Annotated in this window: 22 protein-coding genes and 1 pseudogene; 16 read left to right on the forward strand and 7 right to left on the reverse strand. The window is 69.4% G+C overall.

Annotation, left to right across the window (positions count from 1 at the left end):
• From C1I95_RS20300 to C1I95_RS20315, 4 genes and pseudogenes are all read right to left on the reverse strand, one after another.
• Positions 1–231, reverse strand: a pseudogene (locus tag C1I95_RS20300) (GNAT family N-acetyltransferase); the annotation flags it as partial.
• A 13-nt stretch (positions 232–244) separates the two neighbouring features.
• Positions 245–1,738 carry an APC family permease gene (locus tag C1I95_RS20305; protein WP_111215455.1) on the reverse strand — a complete coding sequence of 498 codons (1,494 nt, stop codon included), beginning with the start codon at positions 1,736–1,738 and terminating at the stop codon, positions 245–247.
• Between the two features lie 43 nt (positions 1,739–1,781).
• Positions 1,782–2,528, reverse strand: a complete 747-nt coding sequence (locus tag C1I95_RS20310) for a GOLPH3/VPS74 family protein (protein ID WP_111215457.1) — start codon at positions 2,526–2,528, stop codon at positions 1,782–1,784.
• Entirely contained in the window at positions 2,525–2,752 is a 228-nt protein-coding gene (locus C1I95_RS20315) for a hypothetical protein (RefSeq protein WP_111215460.1), read from the reverse strand. Before C1I95_RS20315 ends, C1I95_RS20310 begins: the two co-directional genes overlap by 4 nt.
• A 1,235-nt stretch (positions 2,753–3,987) precedes the next feature.
• On the opposite strand from C1I95_RS20315, the gene C1I95_RS36450 reads away from it, so the two are divergent.
• The gene (locus C1I95_RS36450; RefSeq protein WP_233513773.1) at positions 3,988–5,802 is read left to right on the forward strand and encodes a S9 family peptidase; all 1,815 of its coding nucleotides are present in this window, start codon (positions 3,988–3,990) and stop codon (positions 5,800–5,802) included.
• Here the strand turns inward: C1I95_RS36450 and C1I95_RS20330 are convergent.
• Entirely contained in the window at positions 5,788–7,170 is a 1,383-nt protein-coding gene (locus C1I95_RS20330) for a helix-turn-helix domain-containing protein (RefSeq protein ID WP_111215462.1), read from the reverse strand. The genes C1I95_RS36450 and C1I95_RS20330 overlap by 15 nt on opposite strands.
• Positions 7,171–7,386: 216 nt before the next feature.
• On the opposite strand from C1I95_RS20330, the gene C1I95_RS20335 reads away from it, so the two are divergent.
• The 5 genes from C1I95_RS20335 to C1I95_RS34845 are packed head-to-tail and all read left to right on the forward strand — an operon-like array spanning position 7,387 to position 11,534.
• Positions 7,387–8,184 (forward strand): class I SAM-dependent methyltransferase, encoded by a 798-nt coding sequence (locus tag C1I95_RS20335; protein ID WP_111215465.1) that lies wholly within the window; start codon positions 7,387–7,389, stop codon positions 8,182–8,184.
• Between the two features lie 2 nt (positions 8,185–8,186).
• Complete coding sequence (locus tag C1I95_RS36455) at positions 8,187–9,110, forward strand: hypothetical protein (protein WP_233513774.1); 924 nt, start codon at positions 8,187–8,189, stop codon at positions 9,108–9,110.
• Positions 9,111–9,136: 26 nt separating this feature from the next.
• Positions 9,137–9,676 (forward strand): nucleoside/nucleotide kinase family protein, encoded by a 540-nt coding sequence (locus tag C1I95_RS20345; protein WP_111215467.1) that lies wholly within the window; start codon positions 9,137–9,139, stop codon positions 9,674–9,676.
• Entirely contained in the window at positions 9,673–10,869 is a 1,197-nt protein-coding gene (locus C1I95_RS20350) for an NUDIX domain-containing protein (protein ID WP_111215469.1), read from the forward strand. Before C1I95_RS20345 ends, C1I95_RS20350 begins: the two co-directional genes overlap by 4 nt.
• Positions 10,866–11,534, forward strand: coding sequence for a hypothetical protein (locus C1I95_RS34845; protein ID WP_146605776.1), 669 nt, complete (start codon positions 10,866–10,868; stop codon positions 11,532–11,534). The genes C1I95_RS20350 and C1I95_RS34845 overlap by 4 nt, the downstream gene beginning before the upstream one ends.
• A 428-nt stretch (positions 11,535–11,962) precedes the next feature.
• Here the strand turns inward: C1I95_RS34845 and C1I95_RS20355 are convergent, their stop codons facing one another.
• Together C1I95_RS20355 and C1I95_RS20360 are read right to left on the reverse strand one after the other, a co-directional pair.
• Positions 11,963–12,892 carry a tyrosine-type recombinase/integrase gene (locus tag C1I95_RS20355; RefSeq protein WP_146605777.1) on the reverse strand — a complete coding sequence of 310 codons (930 nt, stop codon included), beginning with the start codon at positions 12,890–12,892 and terminating at the stop codon, positions 11,963–11,965.
• Between the two features lie 300 nt (positions 12,893–13,192).
• Entirely contained in the window at positions 13,193–13,624 is a 432-nt protein-coding gene (locus C1I95_RS20360) for a hypothetical protein (RefSeq protein WP_111215471.1), read from the reverse strand.
• Positions 13,625–13,920: 296 nt separating this feature from the next.
• On the opposite strand from C1I95_RS20360, the gene C1I95_RS20365 reads away from it, so the two are divergent.
• From C1I95_RS20365 to C1I95_RS20415, 10 genes are all read left to right on the forward strand, one after another.
• Positions 13,921–14,214, forward strand: coding sequence for a hypothetical protein (locus tag C1I95_RS20365; RefSeq protein WP_111215473.1), 294 nt, complete (start codon positions 13,921–13,923; stop codon positions 14,212–14,214).
• 2 nt (positions 14,215–14,216) lie between these two features.
• A complete protein-coding gene (locus C1I95_RS20370) occupies positions 14,217–14,420 on the forward strand; it encodes a helix-turn-helix domain-containing protein (protein WP_111215475.1) in 204 nt (67 codons plus the stop codon).
• A 512-nt stretch (positions 14,421–14,932) separates the two neighbouring features.
• The gene (locus tag C1I95_RS20380) at positions 14,933–16,192 is read left to right on the forward strand and encodes a hypothetical protein (protein ID WP_111215480.1); all 1,260 of its coding nucleotides are present in this window, start codon (positions 14,933–14,935) and stop codon (positions 16,190–16,192) included.
• Positions 16,189–16,593, forward strand: a complete 405-nt coding sequence (locus C1I95_RS20385) for a hypothetical protein (protein ID WP_111215482.1) — start codon at positions 16,189–16,191, stop codon at positions 16,591–16,593. Before C1I95_RS20380 ends, C1I95_RS20385 begins: the two co-directional genes overlap by 4 nt.
• A complete protein-coding gene (locus C1I95_RS20390) occupies positions 16,586–16,903 on the forward strand; it encodes a hypothetical protein (RefSeq protein ID WP_111215484.1) in 318 nt (105 codons plus the stop codon). The genes C1I95_RS20385 and C1I95_RS20390 overlap by 8 nt, the downstream gene beginning before the upstream one ends.
• Entirely contained in the window at positions 16,900–17,277 is a 378-nt protein-coding gene (locus C1I95_RS20395; RefSeq protein ID WP_111215486.1) for a hypothetical protein, read from the forward strand. The genes C1I95_RS20390 and C1I95_RS20395 overlap by 4 nt, the downstream gene beginning before the upstream one ends.
• Positions 17,274–17,510 carry a DUF6011 domain-containing protein gene (locus C1I95_RS20400; RefSeq protein ID WP_111215488.1) on the forward strand — a complete coding sequence of 79 codons (237 nt, stop codon included), beginning with the start codon at positions 17,274–17,276 and terminating at the stop codon, positions 17,508–17,510. Before C1I95_RS20395 ends, C1I95_RS20400 begins: the two co-directional genes overlap by 4 nt.
• Complete coding sequence (locus C1I95_RS20405) at positions 17,500–17,736, forward strand: hypothetical protein (RefSeq protein WP_111215490.1); 237 nt, start codon at positions 17,500–17,502, stop codon at positions 17,734–17,736. Before C1I95_RS20400 ends, C1I95_RS20405 begins: the two co-directional genes overlap by 11 nt.
• 5 nt (positions 17,737–17,741) lie before the next feature.
• Positions 17,742–18,185, forward strand: a complete 444-nt coding sequence (locus tag C1I95_RS20410; RefSeq protein ID WP_111215492.1) for a hypothetical protein — start codon at positions 17,742–17,744, stop codon at positions 18,183–18,185.
• 55 nt (positions 18,186–18,240) lie between these two features.
• Positions 18,241–18,772 (forward strand): hypothetical protein (locus tag C1I95_RS20415; protein ID WP_199523826.1); only part of this gene is annotated, 532 nt, incomplete at its 3' end.

Here is an 18,772-nt window from a genome sequence, read left to right on the forward strand (position 1 = left end):
GATGGCGGCGGCCGCCTGGTCGCCGGTGGTGTAGACCTGCCCGTGCTCCAGACCGTGATGGAAGGCGTCGGTGAAGTACGGGTAGTAGACGGTGCGTCGGTCGTCTGGGTCGGGTACCAGCCAGTCGGCGAGGGGTCCGTCGTGGAACGCTTCGGCGAGGACGCCGATCAGCGGTCCGGCGTCGGCCTCGGTGGCGAGGCGGACGGCGAGGTCGTGGTTGGTGGTGGTCACGGCAGCTCCCTGGTCAGGCGGGTTGGCGGACGACGTCGGGGGCGCGCAGCGGGCCGGTGTCGCTGTCCGCGCCGAGGCCGACGGCCGCGTACACGTCGGGGTTGGTGGCGCGCAGGAGCAGTGCCCAGGCGATGCCGAGGAGTGCGGCGGCGGCGTAGGCGGTGGGGAACGCCCAGCGCAGCGGTGAGTCGGGTGCGACGCCGAGGAGGGTGTCGAACTCGCGGAGTGTGATGGTGAGGACTGCGCCGAGTGCGAGCGTGGCACCCAGGGGTGCGATGAGGGACCGCCAGGGGCCTTCGGTGTGGGTGGTTCGGGCGAAGAATCCGATGACGGCGGCGGAGGTGACGGTCATGAGGATCAGCACGCCGAGGCCGCCGGTGACGGTGATCCAGAAGAACAGGTGCACGATCGGGTCCGCCCCGGCCACGGCGTAGCCGACGAGCACGGCGAGGGCGAGGGTGCTCTGTGCGAGGGAGCCGACCTTCGGGGCGCCGGTGCGGCGGCTGGTCCGACCGAACACGGCCGGCAGCACCCGTTCCCGGCCGAGCGCGAACAGGTACCGGGCGACCGTGTGGTGGAAGCTGAGCAGCGCGGCGAACAGGCTGGTGATGAACAGGACCCGGGCGACCGTGATGATGCTGTCGGCCAGGTACGGCGACACCAGGTTGAAGATGAGGTCGGTGCCGTCGCTACGGGCGGCCTCCACGATGCGGTCCGGGCCGGTGGCCACCGACATCGCCCACGCGGACAGCCCGTACAGCAGACCGGTGACCGCCACGGCGATGTACGTGGCGCGGGCGATCGTGCGGCGCGGGTCCTTCGTCTCCTCGGAGAAGACCACCGTGCCCTCGAAGCCCACAAAACCCGTGATCGCGGTGACCAGGGCAGCGCCGATACCGGCGGCGAACACGTGCGACGGGGCAAGGGTGTCGAAGCTGACCGTCCCGTCGGCCGGATGGGTCACCATGATCGCGTCGAAGGCCAGCGCGACGACGCACTCGGCGACCAGGACGACGGCGAGGACCCGCCCGTTGAGGTCGATCCGCGCGACCCCGAGCCCTGCCACGATGGCCCACACCGCCAGGGCGCACATCCACCACGTGAGCTGCCAGCCGTACCGGTCGTTCAGGAACTGCGCGGTGACCGCGCCGGCCCCACCGTAGAGTCCGATCTGCATCGCGTTATAAGCCAGCAGGGCGACCATCGCGGCGCCGACGCCGGCCGGGCGGCCGAGCCCGCGGGTGACGTAGGTGTAGAAGGCGCCCGCGTTGACGATCCGCCGCGACATGGCCACGTAGCCGACCGCGAACAGGGCGAGCACCGCCGCGACCACCAGATAGGACACGGGGATGCCGGTGACCCCGGTGACCGCGTACCCGGTGGTCGCGCCACCGGCGACCACGGTGAGCGGCGCGGCGGCGGCGATGACGAAGAACACCACCGACGGAATACCGAGCCGCCCCCTGGCGAGGACGGCGGACACGGTGTCGGTTTTCGAGTGAGACATCAGTTCTCTCTCAGCAAAGGAGGATGGATGGGGGTTGGCCGCATTAGGAGGTGCGGTGACTCAGCACGGCGCCGCCGACGACGGCACCGAGATCGGCGAGGAGATCGCGGACCGGCAGGGGGGCATGCTCGACCTGCTGGCGGAGGAACGCGCGGGTCGCGAGGGGTGTGCCGTCGAGCAGGATCGGATCGAGCTGGGTATGCGCCGCCAGACCCGCGAGGGTCAGGTCGAAGGCGTTGAGCGTTTGGTAGTTGCGGAGCTGGAAGGAGAGGCGGGCCCACGACCAGGCGGCGGTGTTCATGTCGGTGGGGACGTAGATGGTGCGTTGGCGCCACAGTCGGCCGACCTGCTGCGGTTGGAGCAGTCCGAGCTGCCACATGCGGGTGGCGACCTGTTCGTAGGCGGTCGTCCCGAGGAACGCCAGCCAGGTGCGGGTCGCGGTGTGACGCGGCTCGGCGACCAGCCGGTCGAGGACCAGATGTTGCAGCCAGTCCGTCGGCGGCGAGGCGTTGACAACCCGCACGTGCCGGCCCTCGAACGTGATCCGGCCCTCGCCGTACAGCTCGCCGAGCAGCGCGGCAGCCAGGCCGTGCGCCGTCGCGGACTCGAACAGGCGGGGGCGGCCGGTCTGGTCGTCGTGCGCCAGGTAGAAGAACTCGTCCGCGAGGCGCATGGTCTGCGTGGCGCCACTGCCGACGGCGCGTACCGGCCGGCTCGGCGCCACCGGTTCGGCGTACTCACGGGGCGGCGGGATGTGTTCATGGGCTGCGCCGGGGGGTGTGGTGTTCACCGCGGCTGGCCTTCCTGGGTCGATTCGTCGGTGGGAAGCCCGAGCTGCCGAAGGAGCTTTCGGCCGCCGGGGTGGCGGGCGAGTTCCTCGATCGCCCAGGCGTGTTGCGTGCATCCGTGGTCCTGGCAGTGGAAGCAGGTGCCGTCTTTGCGGTGCTGAAGCACGGTGTTGCGCGCCGACTCGAAGCGATCAGCGGGGCGGTCGCCCTCGTCGGTGCCGGTCATGCCGGGCAGGCGTGACGGCGGAGCACGTCGACGCTGACTCGCACCTCCATGCACGGCGGATGCCGGTCGACATGCGGGTAATCGCACTCCGGCCGATGCCCCAACACCCAGACCCACTCGTCGCTGCGATTCGGCAAGTCGCGGACACTCGCCACGGTGACGGCCACGGGAGTACCGGGGGTGAGGTCACGCCCGTAGGACCAGTCGTCTGCATCGAGTCGCAGCAGCGTGCCGGTCGTGACCTCGGGGAGGGGCTCAGGACTTCGGTTCACCGCCGTGTCCCGTCCTGCCCCGAAGGCTGACACAGGCCCCTGCCCGGCACCGGCCGGTCGAAGCTCGTACGGCGCGTGCGCCTATTCCTGGGGAAACTGGCTGGCAAAGCGGTGTCGTCGCCGTGGCCATTGAGCGCCGGTCCGCTGCAGCGGGCGTAGCTCGCCGCCCCGTCGGAGTCGATGCCGAATGGGTTGGACGGTTGCTCGCCGCCGGGGACGAACCACTTAACCCGCACTGCTACATGTCCGTGTGGTGAGCACGGCCACCGCCTTCCGTGCTCAGAGCTGCCGTTGCGCCACTCGCGCCGGACCGCGTAGCCCCACGCGTGCGATGCCGTGCCTCCCGCGTCCTTGATGGCGGCATGAGGACAGGCGGCGGCGAGCCGAGCAGCTGACCAGCGCCCCAACTTGTGCCCGAGCAGCGGAGGCGAGGCGGTCGGACGGATTACTGCGGACGGCATGAGGAACGCCTCCTTCAAGGACTTGCATATAGCTGCTGACCGACGGCGACCGCTAGCAGATGAAGCCAGTCCCGGTACCGGCAGGTGCCGGGGTGAGTGCCTGGCGATCGCCATTTCGCGCTAACCCCCCACCTAATTGCGTCGCGTTCGGCCCGAAACTCGCGATCTTTCCAGGCGAGCATCGATGACCGAATAACCCAAACTGGCTCCGCCTCGGGGAATAGTCGCTCGGATTGAAGGGCGCCGTCGATACCGGTAATGCGGACGGAGGCGGTTGTCCGCATCGAAGTTGTCGTCCAAGTAGGGGCCTGGCCGATGGGCAGTCGGGACAGGACACCAAGCGGAAGAGCCAGCGGGTTTGGGCGTACAGTCGGCCCTACGCGAGGTCTCGGACGTTCCGCGATGCGGGGGCTCGGGCTACTTGTGTCCGTCGCGGGCGGAGGCTGTTTGACGAGGGCCGCTGGCGGTAGCCATGGCACAGAGTTCGTTCAAGGAGGCGCCCGTGAGACTGGCGGATAGCATCGCCGCGGTCTCGGTGCCGGACGCCGTCCGCGCCTCTGTGAGCTATGACCAGCTCCGCGCATTGGACGGCTCGCTGTATTGGCTGGAGACTCGTCCCGACGCTGGTGGGGTCGCGACGCTGACCCGGTGGACACGCGACAAGGGCACGCGTGACATCAGCCCCGAAGGTTTCGACGTCACCAACGACGTTCACGCATACGGTGGCGGATCGTTCGCTGTCGCGAATGGGGTGCTTTGGTGCGTCGGTGCAGGTGGCCTTTACCAGAGTCGTCGCCATAGCGATGAACTCGTTTTGGTCACTCCGGTATCGGTGGGTGACCTGACCGTCGGCGACGGTGAGTTGCTAGCGGTGCGAGAGACAGAGCGCGGAGACGAACTGGTTGCGGTGCCGCTCACCGGCTCACCGCGGCTACGCACTCTCATCGCGGACAGGGGGTTCCTGAGTGCGCCTCGGCTGGGTCCGGGCTTGTTGGCCTGGTCTGCTTGGGGCGAGCGCGACATGCCCTGGGACGCCTGTGACCTGTGGGTCGCCTCGTATTCGTCTCAGGGGCACATCGAGAGCCCGGTCAAGGTTGCCGGCGGCCGGGGCGAGTCGGCGGTGGAGCCCAGGTGGGGGTCTGACGGAGCGTTGTACTTCGTGTCGGATCGCGGCGGCTGGTGGAACCTGTTCCGGTGGGATGGCCACGAGGTCGAGGCGGTGGCGCCGATCGCGGGTGAGTGCGCCGCGGAGCCGTGGGAGCTGGGCTACACGTCCTATGACTTCCTTGACGATGGACGAATCGTGGTGGCGGTACAGGAGGGCCCGCGGCACCGTCTGGTCGTCATCGACCCTCGGGGCTCGGTTCGCCCTGTCGATCTCCCGTACACGTCGATCAAGCCCTACCTGGCCGCGCAAGGAACGACGGTGGGATTGATCGGCTCGTCGCCGACGGCTGCGCCGCAGGTCGCGCTGGTGCACCTGGCTGATGACAATCCGCGGGTGGAGGTGCTCGCCAAGTCAGAGCACGTCGAACTCTCTGGTGCCCGGGTGTCGACGCCAACGGAGCTGCGGGTCCAGGTTGCAGGTGGCCGCGAGGTGTTGGCCCTGGTGTATCCGCCGACGGGCTCGACGGCGGACTGGCTGGCGCCCGTGATCGTTCGGGCTCATCCTGGGCCGACCGCCTCCTGTCTGCTGCGCCTGGACTGGCAGGCGCAGTTCTTCACCAGCCGAGGGTTCGCCGTCGTGGATGTCGACTACCACGGCAGCACCGGGTACGGTCGCACCTTTCGCGAATCATTGTACGGCCGGTGGGGCCTGGACGACGTCGATGACTGCACGGCAGTGGCGGCCCACCTGCTGGCGGCAGGACGGGCGATACCGGGCCGGATTTTCATTCGTGGCGCCAGCGCCGGGGGGTATACCGCGCTGCACGCGGTCGCGCAGAATGGCCCGTTCGCCGCTGCTACTGCCGTGTCAGCGATCGTCGATCCGAATCGGTGGGCAGAGACGGTGCCACGGTTCCAGCGTGCACATGCCCTGCGGCTGCGAGGCGGTGCCGGGCGGGTTCAGGCGACCGCTGTACAGCGACCTGTGCTGTTCATCCACGGCACTGCGGATGACGTCGCGGTGGTCGAGGATGTCCAGGTACTCGCCGACCAGTTGGCCGCTCGCGATGTGCCCCACCAACTGCTGCTTCTTCCCGATGTCGGTCACTATGTGGCGACGTCTGCAGAGGCGGGCACGGCGTTGGAGGCGGAACTGGCTCACTACCACGCGGTGATGACGGCTGCGGTGAACGATTCACACCGCTGCTAGCGGCAGCTGATGCCGGACGTACTCGCCGAACTCGCGAACCTCCGGTTCGCACCGGTAGGGCTCAAGGTCGGCCTGAACCTCGACGATGCGCTGCAAGCAGCGGTGCGAGGAGGTCCTCGCGGCGTAATCCACCGCTTTCCGAGCGGTCGCGCACGCTTCATCGATGTGTCCGGCGGCAGCCAGCGACGACGCCAGGAGTGCGGTGTCGATGGCGAGTCGGCGGACGTGGGTGGGGCTCAGCGCGGCGAGAGCGTCACTCAGGTGCCGTTGGGTTTGCTGTGGTCTGCCCAGATCGTGAAAGCAGTGTGCGATCTCATCCGCCAAATACGCCGGCGTGAGGTAGCGGATCCAGGTCGGTTCATCATCGGGCCTGCTGTGGCCCAGGTGCCTCTCTGCGACGTCGAGGTGGGCCAGGCAGTCGCGTTCGTGTCCGAGGCGGGCATGCGCGCGTGCTACCACGGCGTGCAGTGCGGCACGCACGGCTGGCGTCGCCTGGGTTTCACTTCCTCTTACCGCCGTGAGCGCCATCCGTAGCGCCGGCTCTGGGTAACCGCAGTGCAGCCCCAGGTGGCCTATGTTGACGGCGAGCAGGTAGCTGCCGTAGAGGCGGTCGTCGGCGGCCTGTGTCAGCCTCAGTGCGCGTAGGTAGCGACGCTGGGCGAGACCACGGGCGCCGGTGTCAACGGCCTGGTAGCCGCACAGCTCGAAGAACCCCGCCGCGAGCGTGTAGAGGCGCCGGCCGATGGCCTCCGAGGCGGGGCTGTTCGCGAGCAGCCGGTTCAGCTCGCCTTCGACGTATCGCTGCACCTGGGCATGGACTCGTCCGGCGCCGTGGGTGTGGTCCAGCTGCCGAAACATCGCGAGGGCGGTCTCGGCGGAGAAGAGCGTCTCCTCAGTGACCCCGTCAGGCGAACCGGATCGTTTGGTCACGGGCCAAGGGTGAGCGGCCGGAGTGTTCAGCCAGTCCAGGGCAGCGCGGTCGAGGACACCTGGCTGGAACGGAACCCGGATGACCATGTCGGCCAACGACGCCGACGCTGGCGTCGGCACGAAGCTGCTGACACCGATTTGGCTGCTCGGCGAGGCGGCTGAAGGCTTGCCCTCGCTGTTCCGCCTCTTCTCGAGCAGCGGTAGCAGCCGCATCAAGGCACCGCCAGTCGCCATCGCCTTGTCGCAGGCCTCAACGAACTCCCGAGACGGGAATCGGTCTGCCGTCTCGACCCGACGAACTAGGTCGGCACTGTAGCGGATCATGGCGCCCAGCCGAGCCTGCGAAAGGTTGGCCTGCTCCCGCAAGCGACGTAGCTCAGCGCCGAAGAAGTGGCGCTCGGATAGGGACGGCTCGAGTTCCCGCGGGGTCTGGCCCATGACACCGCCTCCTCAGGCCGTTGTTTCCGATCACCATCAAGCCACGCAGACATCACGCACGCATAGGGTCACTCGCCCACCAGTGGGGCGCAACCACCATCGACCAGGCGCGCGTCGATGAGGGTACGGACGCCCGTGGAAACCGGGCATGCGGACAACCATTCCGTCCGCATCTCCAGCATTCAATCCGGCAACTCAGGCAGTGAGGGTTGGAGAATGACGACAACCCATGGCGGAGTCAATGAGATCGACTACGGCGCCATGATCCGCGCGTTGAACCAGGTGCACTACGCGGGTGAGACGTCGTTCTACAGCATGGCACCGCTACGCCGGTGTGAAGAAAGGCTCTACCACAAGCTCAGCGTGGGCACGCGGATCCTCGACGTAGGGTGCGGCGCAGGTCGCCTGACACGGGCGATCACCCGTCTCGGCGGCAGCATCGTCGGCGTCGACATCAACGAGGCGGCCTTGGCCGCGGCCCGTGCCGGATCGCCGAACGGCACCTTCGTGCACGGCAGCATGAGTGCACTACCGCTACCAGCCCGCAGCTTCGACCAGGTGTGGTGCCTCCGCTTCTCGTTCAACGCGCTGGCAACCGAGACGGAGCGATTAGAGACCCTAAGCGAACTGTGGCGGGTGTGCGCCCCGGGCGGCACCGTCCTCGTGGAGACGTTCAACTGGCACTACGCCGGCAGGTTCTGGCTTGTCCGCATCGCCAACATCCTGGATCTGTGGGCGCGCGCCGCCCGATGGCATGGCCAGGGTCGCACCGGGTCGCAGCCATTGCCCGCCCGCGACATCATCTATCTCGCCAACAAGGCCAGCGCTGCGTCTCCCGGCTTTGCCCACCTCACCACCGCTCGCGAGCTTTACCTCCTCACGGCGGCCTGCGGCATCCGGAAGCACGCGACCGTGACCTCCGAGGACGGTGTCCTTTCGACACCGTCGCCCTCGTTACGCGGCAGGCACCGTCGGTACTCCATGTGGCTCGTCCTCCGCAAGCCTCCGGAGTGAGGATGAGTCTCCTGAGAATCGACAACCGCGCACTGGAGATTCGCCTCGCGGAGTCGGCGCCCCGGTCGCTACGGCATTTCGTCGCCCGGCTCACCCGTGAACCCCACACGACGACGCTGGCGACCCAGGTCATGCACGTGCGCGGTGGGCAGCGGACCCGGTTGACCGTCAACCCGCGCGCCGGTGAGGTCCTGCTCGAACTCGCTGCAAGCGCGTCTGACGGCCAGACCACCCTTGAGATCGGGACACTGCAGGCTGCGGCTCGGTCCATGGCGGCCATGAGCGGTGGGAAGCTGGCACTTCTGCACGGCAGCGCGGTGACCATGGACGGGGGAAGGTCCGCCATCGCCGTGCTGGACGGCGGACGCGGCCAGGGCAAGACCTCCCTCGCGTTAGGCATCGCCGCCCGTGGAGGCAGTCTCATTGTCGACGAGTTCGCCTTCACCGTCTTCCGCAGTGGCCAGCCCTGCGTCGTGCCGATGCCCACCCTGCCCTGGCATGTACGAGCCGACATGGCGCCGCTGCTGGTTCCCGGCGCCACCACGCGTCTCCTCTATCCGGGGGATCTTCCCGCCGCAGCGGTGGACGAGAGCCGGCCAGTGCCGCTGAGCCTCATCGTCATTCCGGATCACGGTCTTCGAGCAGGCGAGCTGTGCGAGCCAGCCGGCCTCGCGGGCCGTGACCTGCTGCGTGCCGCAGTAACCGACCATGAAGCCAAGCTGCGCGACCCAATGCTGGATCACGTCTCCATCTTCTCCTCGCCTGACGATGTCAGCATCCGTGGACGCCTCGACGGAGCGAGCCGAGACGAGGAAACGCTCGACGTACTGGCCGCTGTTCCGATCATCTGCCTCGGCATCGGCCGGCCACATGAACTGCCTGCGAGCGTCGCTTCGGCGATTCGTCGGATAGCGAAGGCGGGCTGATGCGACCACGCCACGCCACTCCCCCGATGTTGCTGCTTGCCGGCACCAGCGAGGCGGGAAAATCGAGCGCCGGCGAGTACCTGGCCGCGCTGGGTGCCCGTCGGGTCAAGATCCGGACAGTCCTTGTACGACTCGTCTCGGGACGGGAGACGTACCACGAGGGCGCGCAGACGCGGGAGGGTTTCGAGTATGACGAGTTCATCGCCAAGCTCCTCGAACTGGAGAGCAGCGGCGAAACACCGCTGGCAGTCGAAAGCTTCATCGACGTCACCCTCGCCGCCGCCGTGAGGCGGGCGTGGCCGGCGCGATGCGCGATCATGTTCATCACCGCACCGCTGCCCGTCAGAGTCAGGCGTCTGGCGGAGGCAAGAGGGATAAGTGCCGCTCAAGCTCAGCGAATCATCCGCAGCAAGGACGACCGCAAGCGAGTACACGAACAGCTCCCCACCTGGCGCGTCATCACCGATCACTGGATCGACAACAGCGCCGACATCGTCACCTTCAGGGCTCGTCTTCGCGCGGCGTTCGAGTCCATCCAGGCAGCCCCGGGAGGCACCCAGCCATGATCCGTCGATACGCCTCCGCCGGTGCCGTCGTCACCACCGGCAACCTGAAGGCCCCTCAGTTCCTGCTCCTCGACCAGGTCCGCACAACCGGCGAACGACAGACCGTCGCTCCGAAGGGCCGCCTGGAACCGGGCGAAGCACCGCTTCAGGCAGCCCAGCGGGAAGTGGCCGAGGAAGCCGGCCTGGCCGACACGCACTACAGCGGGTACCTCGGGCAGGAGGCGTACACCTTCACCGACAACGACGGCGCACCCGCCGTGAAGACCGTCGACTGGTTTCTTTTCACGGCTACGACGACCGCCACCACCCCGGCCCGAGACGAAGGCTTCGTCGAAGCCCGCTGGCTCGACTCCCCCGCCGCCCGACAGGCCGCCACTCACGCCCAGTTCCAGCAGGTACTTGATCGTGCCCTCGCCGTCATCGCGTGGCGCGCCGCCCGGCCCTTGCCGTTCAGCCAGGACCTCAGCCACCTGGTCACCCAGGTGGCAGCAGATGCTCAGGCCGTCCTCGCCGGGTATCCGGAAGCTGGGGTGGGGCTGTGCGGATCCGCCGCACGCGGCGACTTCGTCGACGACTGGAGCGACGTCGACTTCGTCGCCTGGAACCTGCCTACGGGATCACCAGCGGCGACGAAGCTCGACGAGACCATCGCCAACGTCTCGCGCCGCTACAGCCAACGGACGTCGCTACACTTCGCCGACGCCCACGGACGCGACACCCGTCGCCTAGGCGACCTGTACGACATGAAAATGCGCGCGGTGCTGCGCCGAGTCGGACTCGACACCGCCGTGATCGCAGGCGTCGCCCCCACACCCACCGTCACCGCAGACGCCACTAATCTCGCCCGTGACATCGCCGCGCTGCGCGAGTTCGCCCTCGTCCGTCTCGCTGCGAGCCGCGACCCCGCATCAGGACGCCAGGACACCGCGCGCCGGGTCCTGTCCGCACTGTCGAGCGCCGCCCGGCTGCTAGTCACCCACCGGGATCCGCACGCGCCCCTACGGCTTCCGGAGGTGGCGGAAACCCTGCGTGACTGGCCAGGCGGCCAGCTGAGCATGCTGCTGGGCGACTACGACGCCTACCGACGTGCCGGCGCCGGCGACATCGAACAGGCAGAACGGCTCGCCGCGCGCGTACCGAACGCCCTCATGGCAGCACAACGACTCGTCGAAGACGACTCCATGCAGCCATGATCCTCTTCGTCGACGGGATCGATGGCAGCGGAAAGACCACCCTCATCCGACACCTCGCCGACGCACTCACCTGCGGCAGCGCACAGGCGTACGTCGCTGAGCCGCTCTGGCGATACCTCGCACCCATCACCGCCCCCGAACAGTTCGACCCCTGGGTAACCAGCAGCAGCGAGCTGGACGTTGCCACAGCACTCATGACCGCGATGACCGACCGGGTCAACAATCTTCATTGGGCGAACGGACGGCAACCTCACGTGCATCTCGTCGACCGAGGGCCGAAGACCGTCTACGCCTCCGCCCGCGCGCACGCCGAAGATCAATGCTGGAAACCTGGAGCCGTCCGAGCACTTCTCGCCGACGCTGTCCGAGCACTCCAAGACGCCCAGCCCTGCATGGCGGTCGAACTCAGCACCGGCGCAGCACTTGAGATCGCCTTGCCGCGCATCGAATCGTCTCAGACCGTGACGCCGCGATACCTGAAATACCTACGAGCGTTCTCTGAGGAGATGGACGCCGCGTCAGACTGGCCAGGGCTACCAGCACAGCGCCTAAACCCCTCCGCTCCAGTCGAGAGAAACTGCAGGGCGGCTGTCGAAGCCCTCCGCCTGATCCACAACCCTGACCACAGTAGACATCACCCACCAGCCCACAGACCGGCACCCTGACAATGATCCAGATCAGGCGACGCGAAAGACACTGGTCAGCACCGGGGCCGGCACGAACCCCCACCCGCACAGCACAGTGACAAGGGAGCACCAGCAGAGCACCAAGCTCCCACGATGTGGATCTCACTGTCAGGGCACGAGCACGATGGTGATTGATCAGGGAGCGGGCTGCTCCCAATCTGCTCCCAAAATAAGGGGTCAATGGCCAGAAGCCCGTTACCGGAGCTTCCGGTCACGGGCTTTTAACCTGCGAGTATTTACGGTGGGCGATACTGGGATCGAACCAGTGACCTCTTCGGTGTGAATGAATGCCGGACACCCCCGCTGACCTGCGGCGGAGCCAGCGCACCCGCTCTGACCTGCCGAAAACAGTATGCGCGAGTATGCGCGAATATCAGGACGTCTCAAGATCATGACTCATGGGTGACTCACGAACCGGCGGCCCGAGCACGCTTGATCGCCTGCCGGGCACGGTCGAACCTCTCCTCGCGGCTGTGTAGGTAGCGCTGCGCTGACCGGATGTCCTCGTGCCCCATCAGCGCCATGATGTCGTGCAGCGGCACACCCTCGTCCGCCAGCCGCGTACCGAACATGTGCCGCAGATCGTGCGGGGTCGGCTGCGGGTCCTCCAGGCCGGCGCCGGCGATCGCCGCCCGGTACGCGTGACCCTTCACCACCGGCCGCTCCGGAAGCCCACGCAGCGCCGGCGTCCACACCCGCCGGTGCCAATTCGAGTAGCGCAGCTGGTCGCCCTTCTCAGAGGTGAATACCAGCCGGGTCGGACCATCCGGCGGAAAGGCCCCGGCCACTTCTCGGGCGGAGAGTTTCGCTTTCGTCATCCGCTGCGCTAGATGCTCCCCGTACGTGACCGTGCGGTTTCCGGCGTCGCTTTTCGCATAGGGCCGGCAGGTGCCATCCCGCTCCATCACCCATGCAATGTGGATGCGTTTCTTCCGGGTACCGATCATCTCCGGCGGAATCGCGGCGGCCTCTTCCCACCGCATTCCGGTATCGGCGATCAGCGACACGAACAAGCCGGCGTCGACCCGCCCGGGGAACATCCGATCGAGCGCGTCGACGAGCTGCTGTTCCTCGTCCGGGTCGAGGATCCTGTCGACGTGCGCGTCACGCTTCGGCCGCTTCACGCCGCGGGCCGGGTTGACGCGGATGAGCCGGGCGTCGACCGCCAGGTCGAGCACGGACCGCAGCACGCCGAGGGCGCCCTCGATGGTGGCGGCGCCGACCGGTGGCTTGCAGCCGGAGCAGGTGTCGCGCTTGCGGCAGGTGCCCTTGTGGGTGCCTTCCATCTCGACGACCCAGGCGGTGACGTCCGGCCGCAGGATCGTGCCGATCTGCACCTCGGCCCAGCGGGGAGCGACGTGCACCCGCCAGTGGGACTCATCGCGCCGGCGGCTGGCCTGCTCCAGGCGTCGGGCGGTGGCGCCCCACTTCTCCCAGCACTCCCCCACCGTCTTCTTGCCGGCGCGCGGGTCGATCCAGTCACCCTTGCGGATGTCGGCTTCGAGGTCGGCAGCCCATTTGGTGACGGTGCCCTTGAGGCGGTGTGTCTCGGTGACGCGGTCAGGGTCGCTGCCCTTGGGCAGCCTGACGGTGGCTGCCCACATTCCGGAGGACAGCTGGCGAATCCAGGCCACGGATCACGCCCCGCGGGCCTGGTTGATCCACCACCGGACTTCGTCGGCTTGCCGCTCGGCGTCGCGTGCACGTACCTGCTGGAGGCGCTGGATCAGCCGCTGCTTGACGTGGGGTGGCACGTCGGCTTCGAGGATCTCGCGTAGGGCGGGGTCGTCGTCGGCAACCGGCTCGGGGGTTGGCGTGGCGTCGACCTCGGTCGCGTCGTAGAGGCCGACGCGCACCAGAAGCACGGAGGGCTTGATGCTGAGCGCGCGTCCGACAGCGCGGATGCTCTCTTCGGAGACGTCGGTTTCCTTGGTGAGCCAGCGGCGGACGGTCTTGTACTTGACGCCGACGAGATCGGCGAAGCGGGTGGTGTTGCCGCCGGCGTAGTGCTGGATGGCGTCAGCGATGAAGGCCGCCCAGGTTTCGCGGTTGACGCTGCGCTCTGCCACGCCGTCAGGGTAGCGGACATGCGTGTCCGCCCGTAGGAGGCGGAACGTACGGTACGCGGTCTTGATTGCTGGGCCAGCGGCCCGACGGCGTACCCGGGTGCGGCTCTTCTGGCCGCGCCTTTGCGATGAGTTGACGACCCGCTGACCCTTGCGGATCGCTCTTCCGCGCCTACGGCGAGTATTGGAGTCGGACATGCATGACAGGTTAGCGGTCACGCATGTCCGGGTAAAGGACCTGGCCAGAAACTGACCGGACACGCTTGCTATGACTCGCATGTCCTAGTAGCTTGTCCCACATGAGTACGGACATCCATGACACAGTAGGGCCGGACACGGCCGGGATACGTCTGGACGTCGCGCGCCACACGGAGCTCTTCGCCGCGATCGGCTGCGACACCGCAGCGAAGATCGCGGCGGCGACCGGGGTCACCGAACGCACCGTCCGCCGCGCCCGACAGGGCGTCATCGGCGAGGTGTTCATGGCCCAGACCATCACCGCCCTTCGGCGGCACGCTGACACCCTCCGCCAACACGGTCACGAACCACCGGCGCTCGGCGACCTGTTCTGCATCGTCAACAAGGTGGCCTGAGCGTGGGCGACTTGATGACTGTCAAGCAGGTCGCATCCCGGTGGCGCGTCGACAAGATGACGGTCTATCGCGCCATCTGGGCCGGCGAGCTCGCGGCTACCGACCTATCCCGTCCCGGTTCGAGCCGGGCCCGTCTCCGTGTCGCGCCAGAGGCGGCGGAGGCGTTCATCGCATCCCGAAACCTGAAAGGAAGGAAGGCAGCATGACGCACCCCGACGGCGGAGGCGGAGGCACCAGCGGCCCCGGCCGGAGCCTGTCCGCGAACCTCGACTTCACGCGCCGCGGCCACGAACGCTCCATAGCCACGGCGGCTGACGCCGGCGCACACACCACGTCCGCGGCCCCGCTGAGGGCAGAACAGCGGGAGGACCGGTACCGCAAGCAGACCGGCAGCCGGCGGACGGCTCGCCAGCGCCGCCGGATCGTACACAAGGCCAACCGCAGTCTCGCCATGTCGGGTCCGCCGCGTCCGCCGGCGCCGGTTCCGCCGCCGCCGCACCCGCAGCCGCCGACGAACTGAGATGCGCGGCTACGTCGGCTGCATCGGAGTGCTGGCGTGCATGGCGCTCAGCGCCGGTGTGGTGATCGCCGGGGTCGTCCAGCTGGTCGTGTGGCTGGCCAGCTGATCGGCAAGCAGTAGGGGCCACGGCATGCAGCGCCGTGGCCCCGGAATCCCAACCCAGACATCGATCCAGGTCCCGGAAGGAATCGAGTTGAGATGACGACCAATCTACAGGCCGCGCCGGAGCAGGTGTCCGACGGCAGCGCACCGGGTGCCGTTCTGGAGGACGAGCCGCGTTCCTGGTGGTTCACGTTCCCGGACGGGTCCGCGTACGCGGGCCGGTACGCGGTGACGCACGGCACCCACGACGCGGCGATGGCCGAGGTGACGGCGCACTTCGGGCCGACGATCGCCGGCCAGTTCGCCTCGTCGGAGGAGGCCAGGGTGGCGCACCTCGGGCTGATGCGGCTGCGCCGCGACCAGTGGCCGGCCCCCGTCGTCGAGCAGACCGCGGCGCCGGCGGGCGACGACAGCGTCGTCAACCCGGGCGGCCTCGTCGAGCAGGCGGCCACGGGCGAGTGGCGGCGGCCGGGGGACGCCGACACGGCGGTGCTCCAGGCGGTCGCCGCCGACGACGAGACGGCCGCCGGCGGGCACCGGATGGCCTCGTTCTGGAAGGGCGACGAGCCCGGCGAGTCCGGGGCGGCATGCGCCTGCGGACTCACCTTCGACGGCTTCGACAGCCTCGACAGGGCGTCGGAGCTGCTGGACCGCCACATCGCTGCCGAGAACCAGTCGGCGCCGCCGCCGGTGCCGGCTGGCGAGCTGCAGCCGGGAATGTGGGTGGCCACCGGCGACGTGGACGCGCCGGGGATCGAGGTCCGCTACGTCGAGCAGTCCGAGGACGGCCGGTGGGTCGGGGTGGTGTTCGCGGGCCCGTCGTACGCGGAGTACCCCATCGACGTGCCGCTGTACCTCGTCGACGAGGAGTTGGTGGAGCAGGCTGCGGCGCGGGCACGTGCCCGGGCGCACCGCGCGCAGCAGATCGAGTGCCTGCGCCGGCTGGCGCAGCTGGCCGAGGAGGACGAGCACTTCCCGCTGCCCCGCTACACCCTGCGTATCGGCGGTGGCCTGGACTCCCCGGAGGCGGTGCGCCGGGTCGCCGCGGTCCTGGACGTGGAGGTGACCAAGTCCGACTACGGGCTGCGCGCGACCTGGCGCTACGGCGGCGCCGACGAGCTCAACCCGCCGGTGGAGGTGGAGATGTCCGCCGCCCACCCCCGGTCGGGCGACGCGAAGTCCACGCCCGTGCCCGTGCCGGTGTCGCCCGCGGCGCCGGCCGCCGGCGCAGCCACCCTGGACTCGCTCCGCCGCTGCCGCCGCTGCGGCGCCACGACCGGCCTGGCCATGTCCCCGCACGACCCGGTCGAGTACGAGTGCGCCGACGCCACGTGCCCGCAGGCAGGTGCCCGATGAGCTGGGCCACGGTCGACCCCACGCTGACCGGGCGGCAGCCCGTGCCGGCCCCGCCGCCCGCACGCCCAGCGGTCCCGGCGCCGCAGTCGCTGATGTCGGTCATCCGCGCCCGCCTCGCCGGCGCCGGCTGGCACTACGAGCGCGACGCGGCGATGGGCCGGCACACGTGGACGGAGCCGGTCCTCCGGGACGGGCAGCGCGAGCCGCGCACCGTGCTCGTCGACGAGCTGTTCGCCGCCGCCGGCGCCCGGGTGGTGGAGGCGTGCAACGGCCACGAGAGGCTCGTCGTGCGCTGCGTCGACGACACCGACCCGCAGATCGTGCTGGTCACCCTCGACATGTGGCGGATGCTGCCCGACCCGGCGACCACCCCCGCCCGGCAGGCGGTGACCAATGTTTGACCTGCTCATGTCCTTGGCCGTCGCCGGCGTCGACCTGGTCACCAGCCGGCCGGAAACGGCGGCCGCCGTGGTGCTCGCCGCGGTGTGCGTCGCCTTGCTGACCCGCATCGCGCTACTGCTGTGGGCCGACCGGTGGGACCGGTGGGCGGGGGCCCGCGCGGTGGTGCCGGCCCCGCTGGCACCACCGCCGCCGGACTGGCATCGTCCGCTGGTCAACCCCCGCTACGCCGCGTACGTCGCCGCGCGCTCGGCCGCGGTGACCGAGGCGCTGCGGGCCGGCCGGCAGCCTGACCACGGTGGCCACTGGTGACCGCCCCACGCACGGCGGTGGCCGCGCCGGAGCCCCCGGATCGGCCGCTGACCGCCGCCACCTTGACCGTGGGCGACCCGGTGTGGGTGTACGCGTTCGGCCGGTGGCGCCGCGGCGAGGTCACCCGCCTGGCCCAGGTGCGGGCGCGGATCCGCTACGTCTCCGATCGGCACGGCTCCGAGCGTGAGCGCTGGTTCTCCTGCAGCCCGGACGAGCCGGTCTACCACGGCGGTCTGCCCGAGCCCTTGACGTGGCGGTGCCCGTCGGCCCGCTGCCGGCTGGTGTGCACCGGCCGGCCCGGCCAGACGGCCGCGCAGATCCGCGCCGCGCACGAGCAGTCTCCCCACCACCACCGGGAGCTCGACCCGCGATGACCACCGACGAGCCGACCGAGGTGAGGTGCCGCAAGTGCGCCCGGAAGCTGCGCACCCCCGTGTCCCGGGCCCGGCGTCTCGGCGAGGGCTGCTGGCGCGTACTCCGCGCCGAGGCCCGCGCCCGGTCGGCTCCCGTCCCGCTGCCCGGCCTCACCGGCCACGGCGACCGCGCCGGCCTCGACGGCCCGTCCCTGCTCGACCAGCTGCCCGAGGACGGCACCGATGGCCCGTAGCCCGGAGCGCCGCTACTGCACCAAGTGGGACCCGGATCCGGACATCGGCCCGGACCACTTCGAGCGGCTCACCTGCCGTACCTGCCTGCGGGTCGGTGAGGCCGGCGACGTCAACCACCGCCCGCCGCCACCGCGGGCCCGGCCCGCATCGAAACCCCTGCCCGCGGCGCTCGCCGCCGCGGCACGAGCCCGCGACGCCGCGATCCTCGGCGAACGAGAGGACTGACCACCATGCCCACCCAGCCCACCGCCAAGCAGGCTGGCCCGCCGCCGCTGGACCTCGACGCCATCCTGGCCCGGCACGCGGCGACGTCCCCCGGCCGATGGGATCACCGCGGCGACGCGGAGGTCCGCGGGATCCCCGGTGTCCACGAGGCCGTCGTCACCGACCAGCCAGGCGACGCCGGTGACGTGATCGCCCTGACTGGCCGGGTCGGCGAGTACCCCCGTAGCTGCGCCGACGCCGTCTTCATTGGGCACGCCCACACCGACATCCCGGCCATGGCCGCCGAGATCCGCCGCCTGTACTCCCGGCTGGCCAAGGTCGAGACGGCCGCCGACCGGCTCGTCGACCAGCTCCGCGAAGAGGGCAGCGACTGGTCCGACGAGGTCCGCGACGCGGTGACCGAACTGACCACCGCGCTCGCCCCGTTCCGGCTGGCCGGTGGACGATGACCGGGACCAGGCGGAAGGCTGCCCCGCTCCAACCGCAGCGAGACACGCGGCGGCCATGGTGGCGACGCCGCTGGTCCTGGGCCGTGCTGGCCTCGTCTCCCGGCCAGGCGGTGATGGGCTGGTGCTGGACCGAGGCCGGCGCCCGCCGCCGCGGCGACCGGTACGCCCGGAGGGCAGCGCGGTGACCGCCGACGTCGTCGAGCTGACCGAGCAGTCGACCGAGGACGTCGCACGGGCCCGCGCCGCGAGGATCCGTCAGGGCATGCGGACGTTCCTGGAGACGGTGGCGGAGCTCGCGCTGGCGTGGGAACGCCGCGACTGGCAGACCCTTGGATACAGCGGCTGGCAGTCGTACCTGGACGCTGAGTTCGGCGCCGAGCGGCTCAAGGTGCCGACGGTGCTGCGGCAACAGGCGGTGGAGATCCTGCGGGCGGCGTTCATGTCCCAGCGGGCGATCGCCGCGGCGTTGGGGGTGGGCCAGAGCACCGTTCGTGATGACCTCGCCCTACTGAGTGGATCCACTCAGTTGCCCGACCGGATCAAGTCCCTCGACGGCCGCGACCTGCCGGCCACCCGCCCGACCCCTG

This window comes from Micromonospora craterilacus, assembly GCF_003236315.1.
In the GTDB taxonomy this organism is placed as follows: domain Bacteria; phylum Actinomycetota; class Actinomycetes; order Mycobacteriales; family Micromonosporaceae; genus Micromonospora; species Micromonospora craterilacus.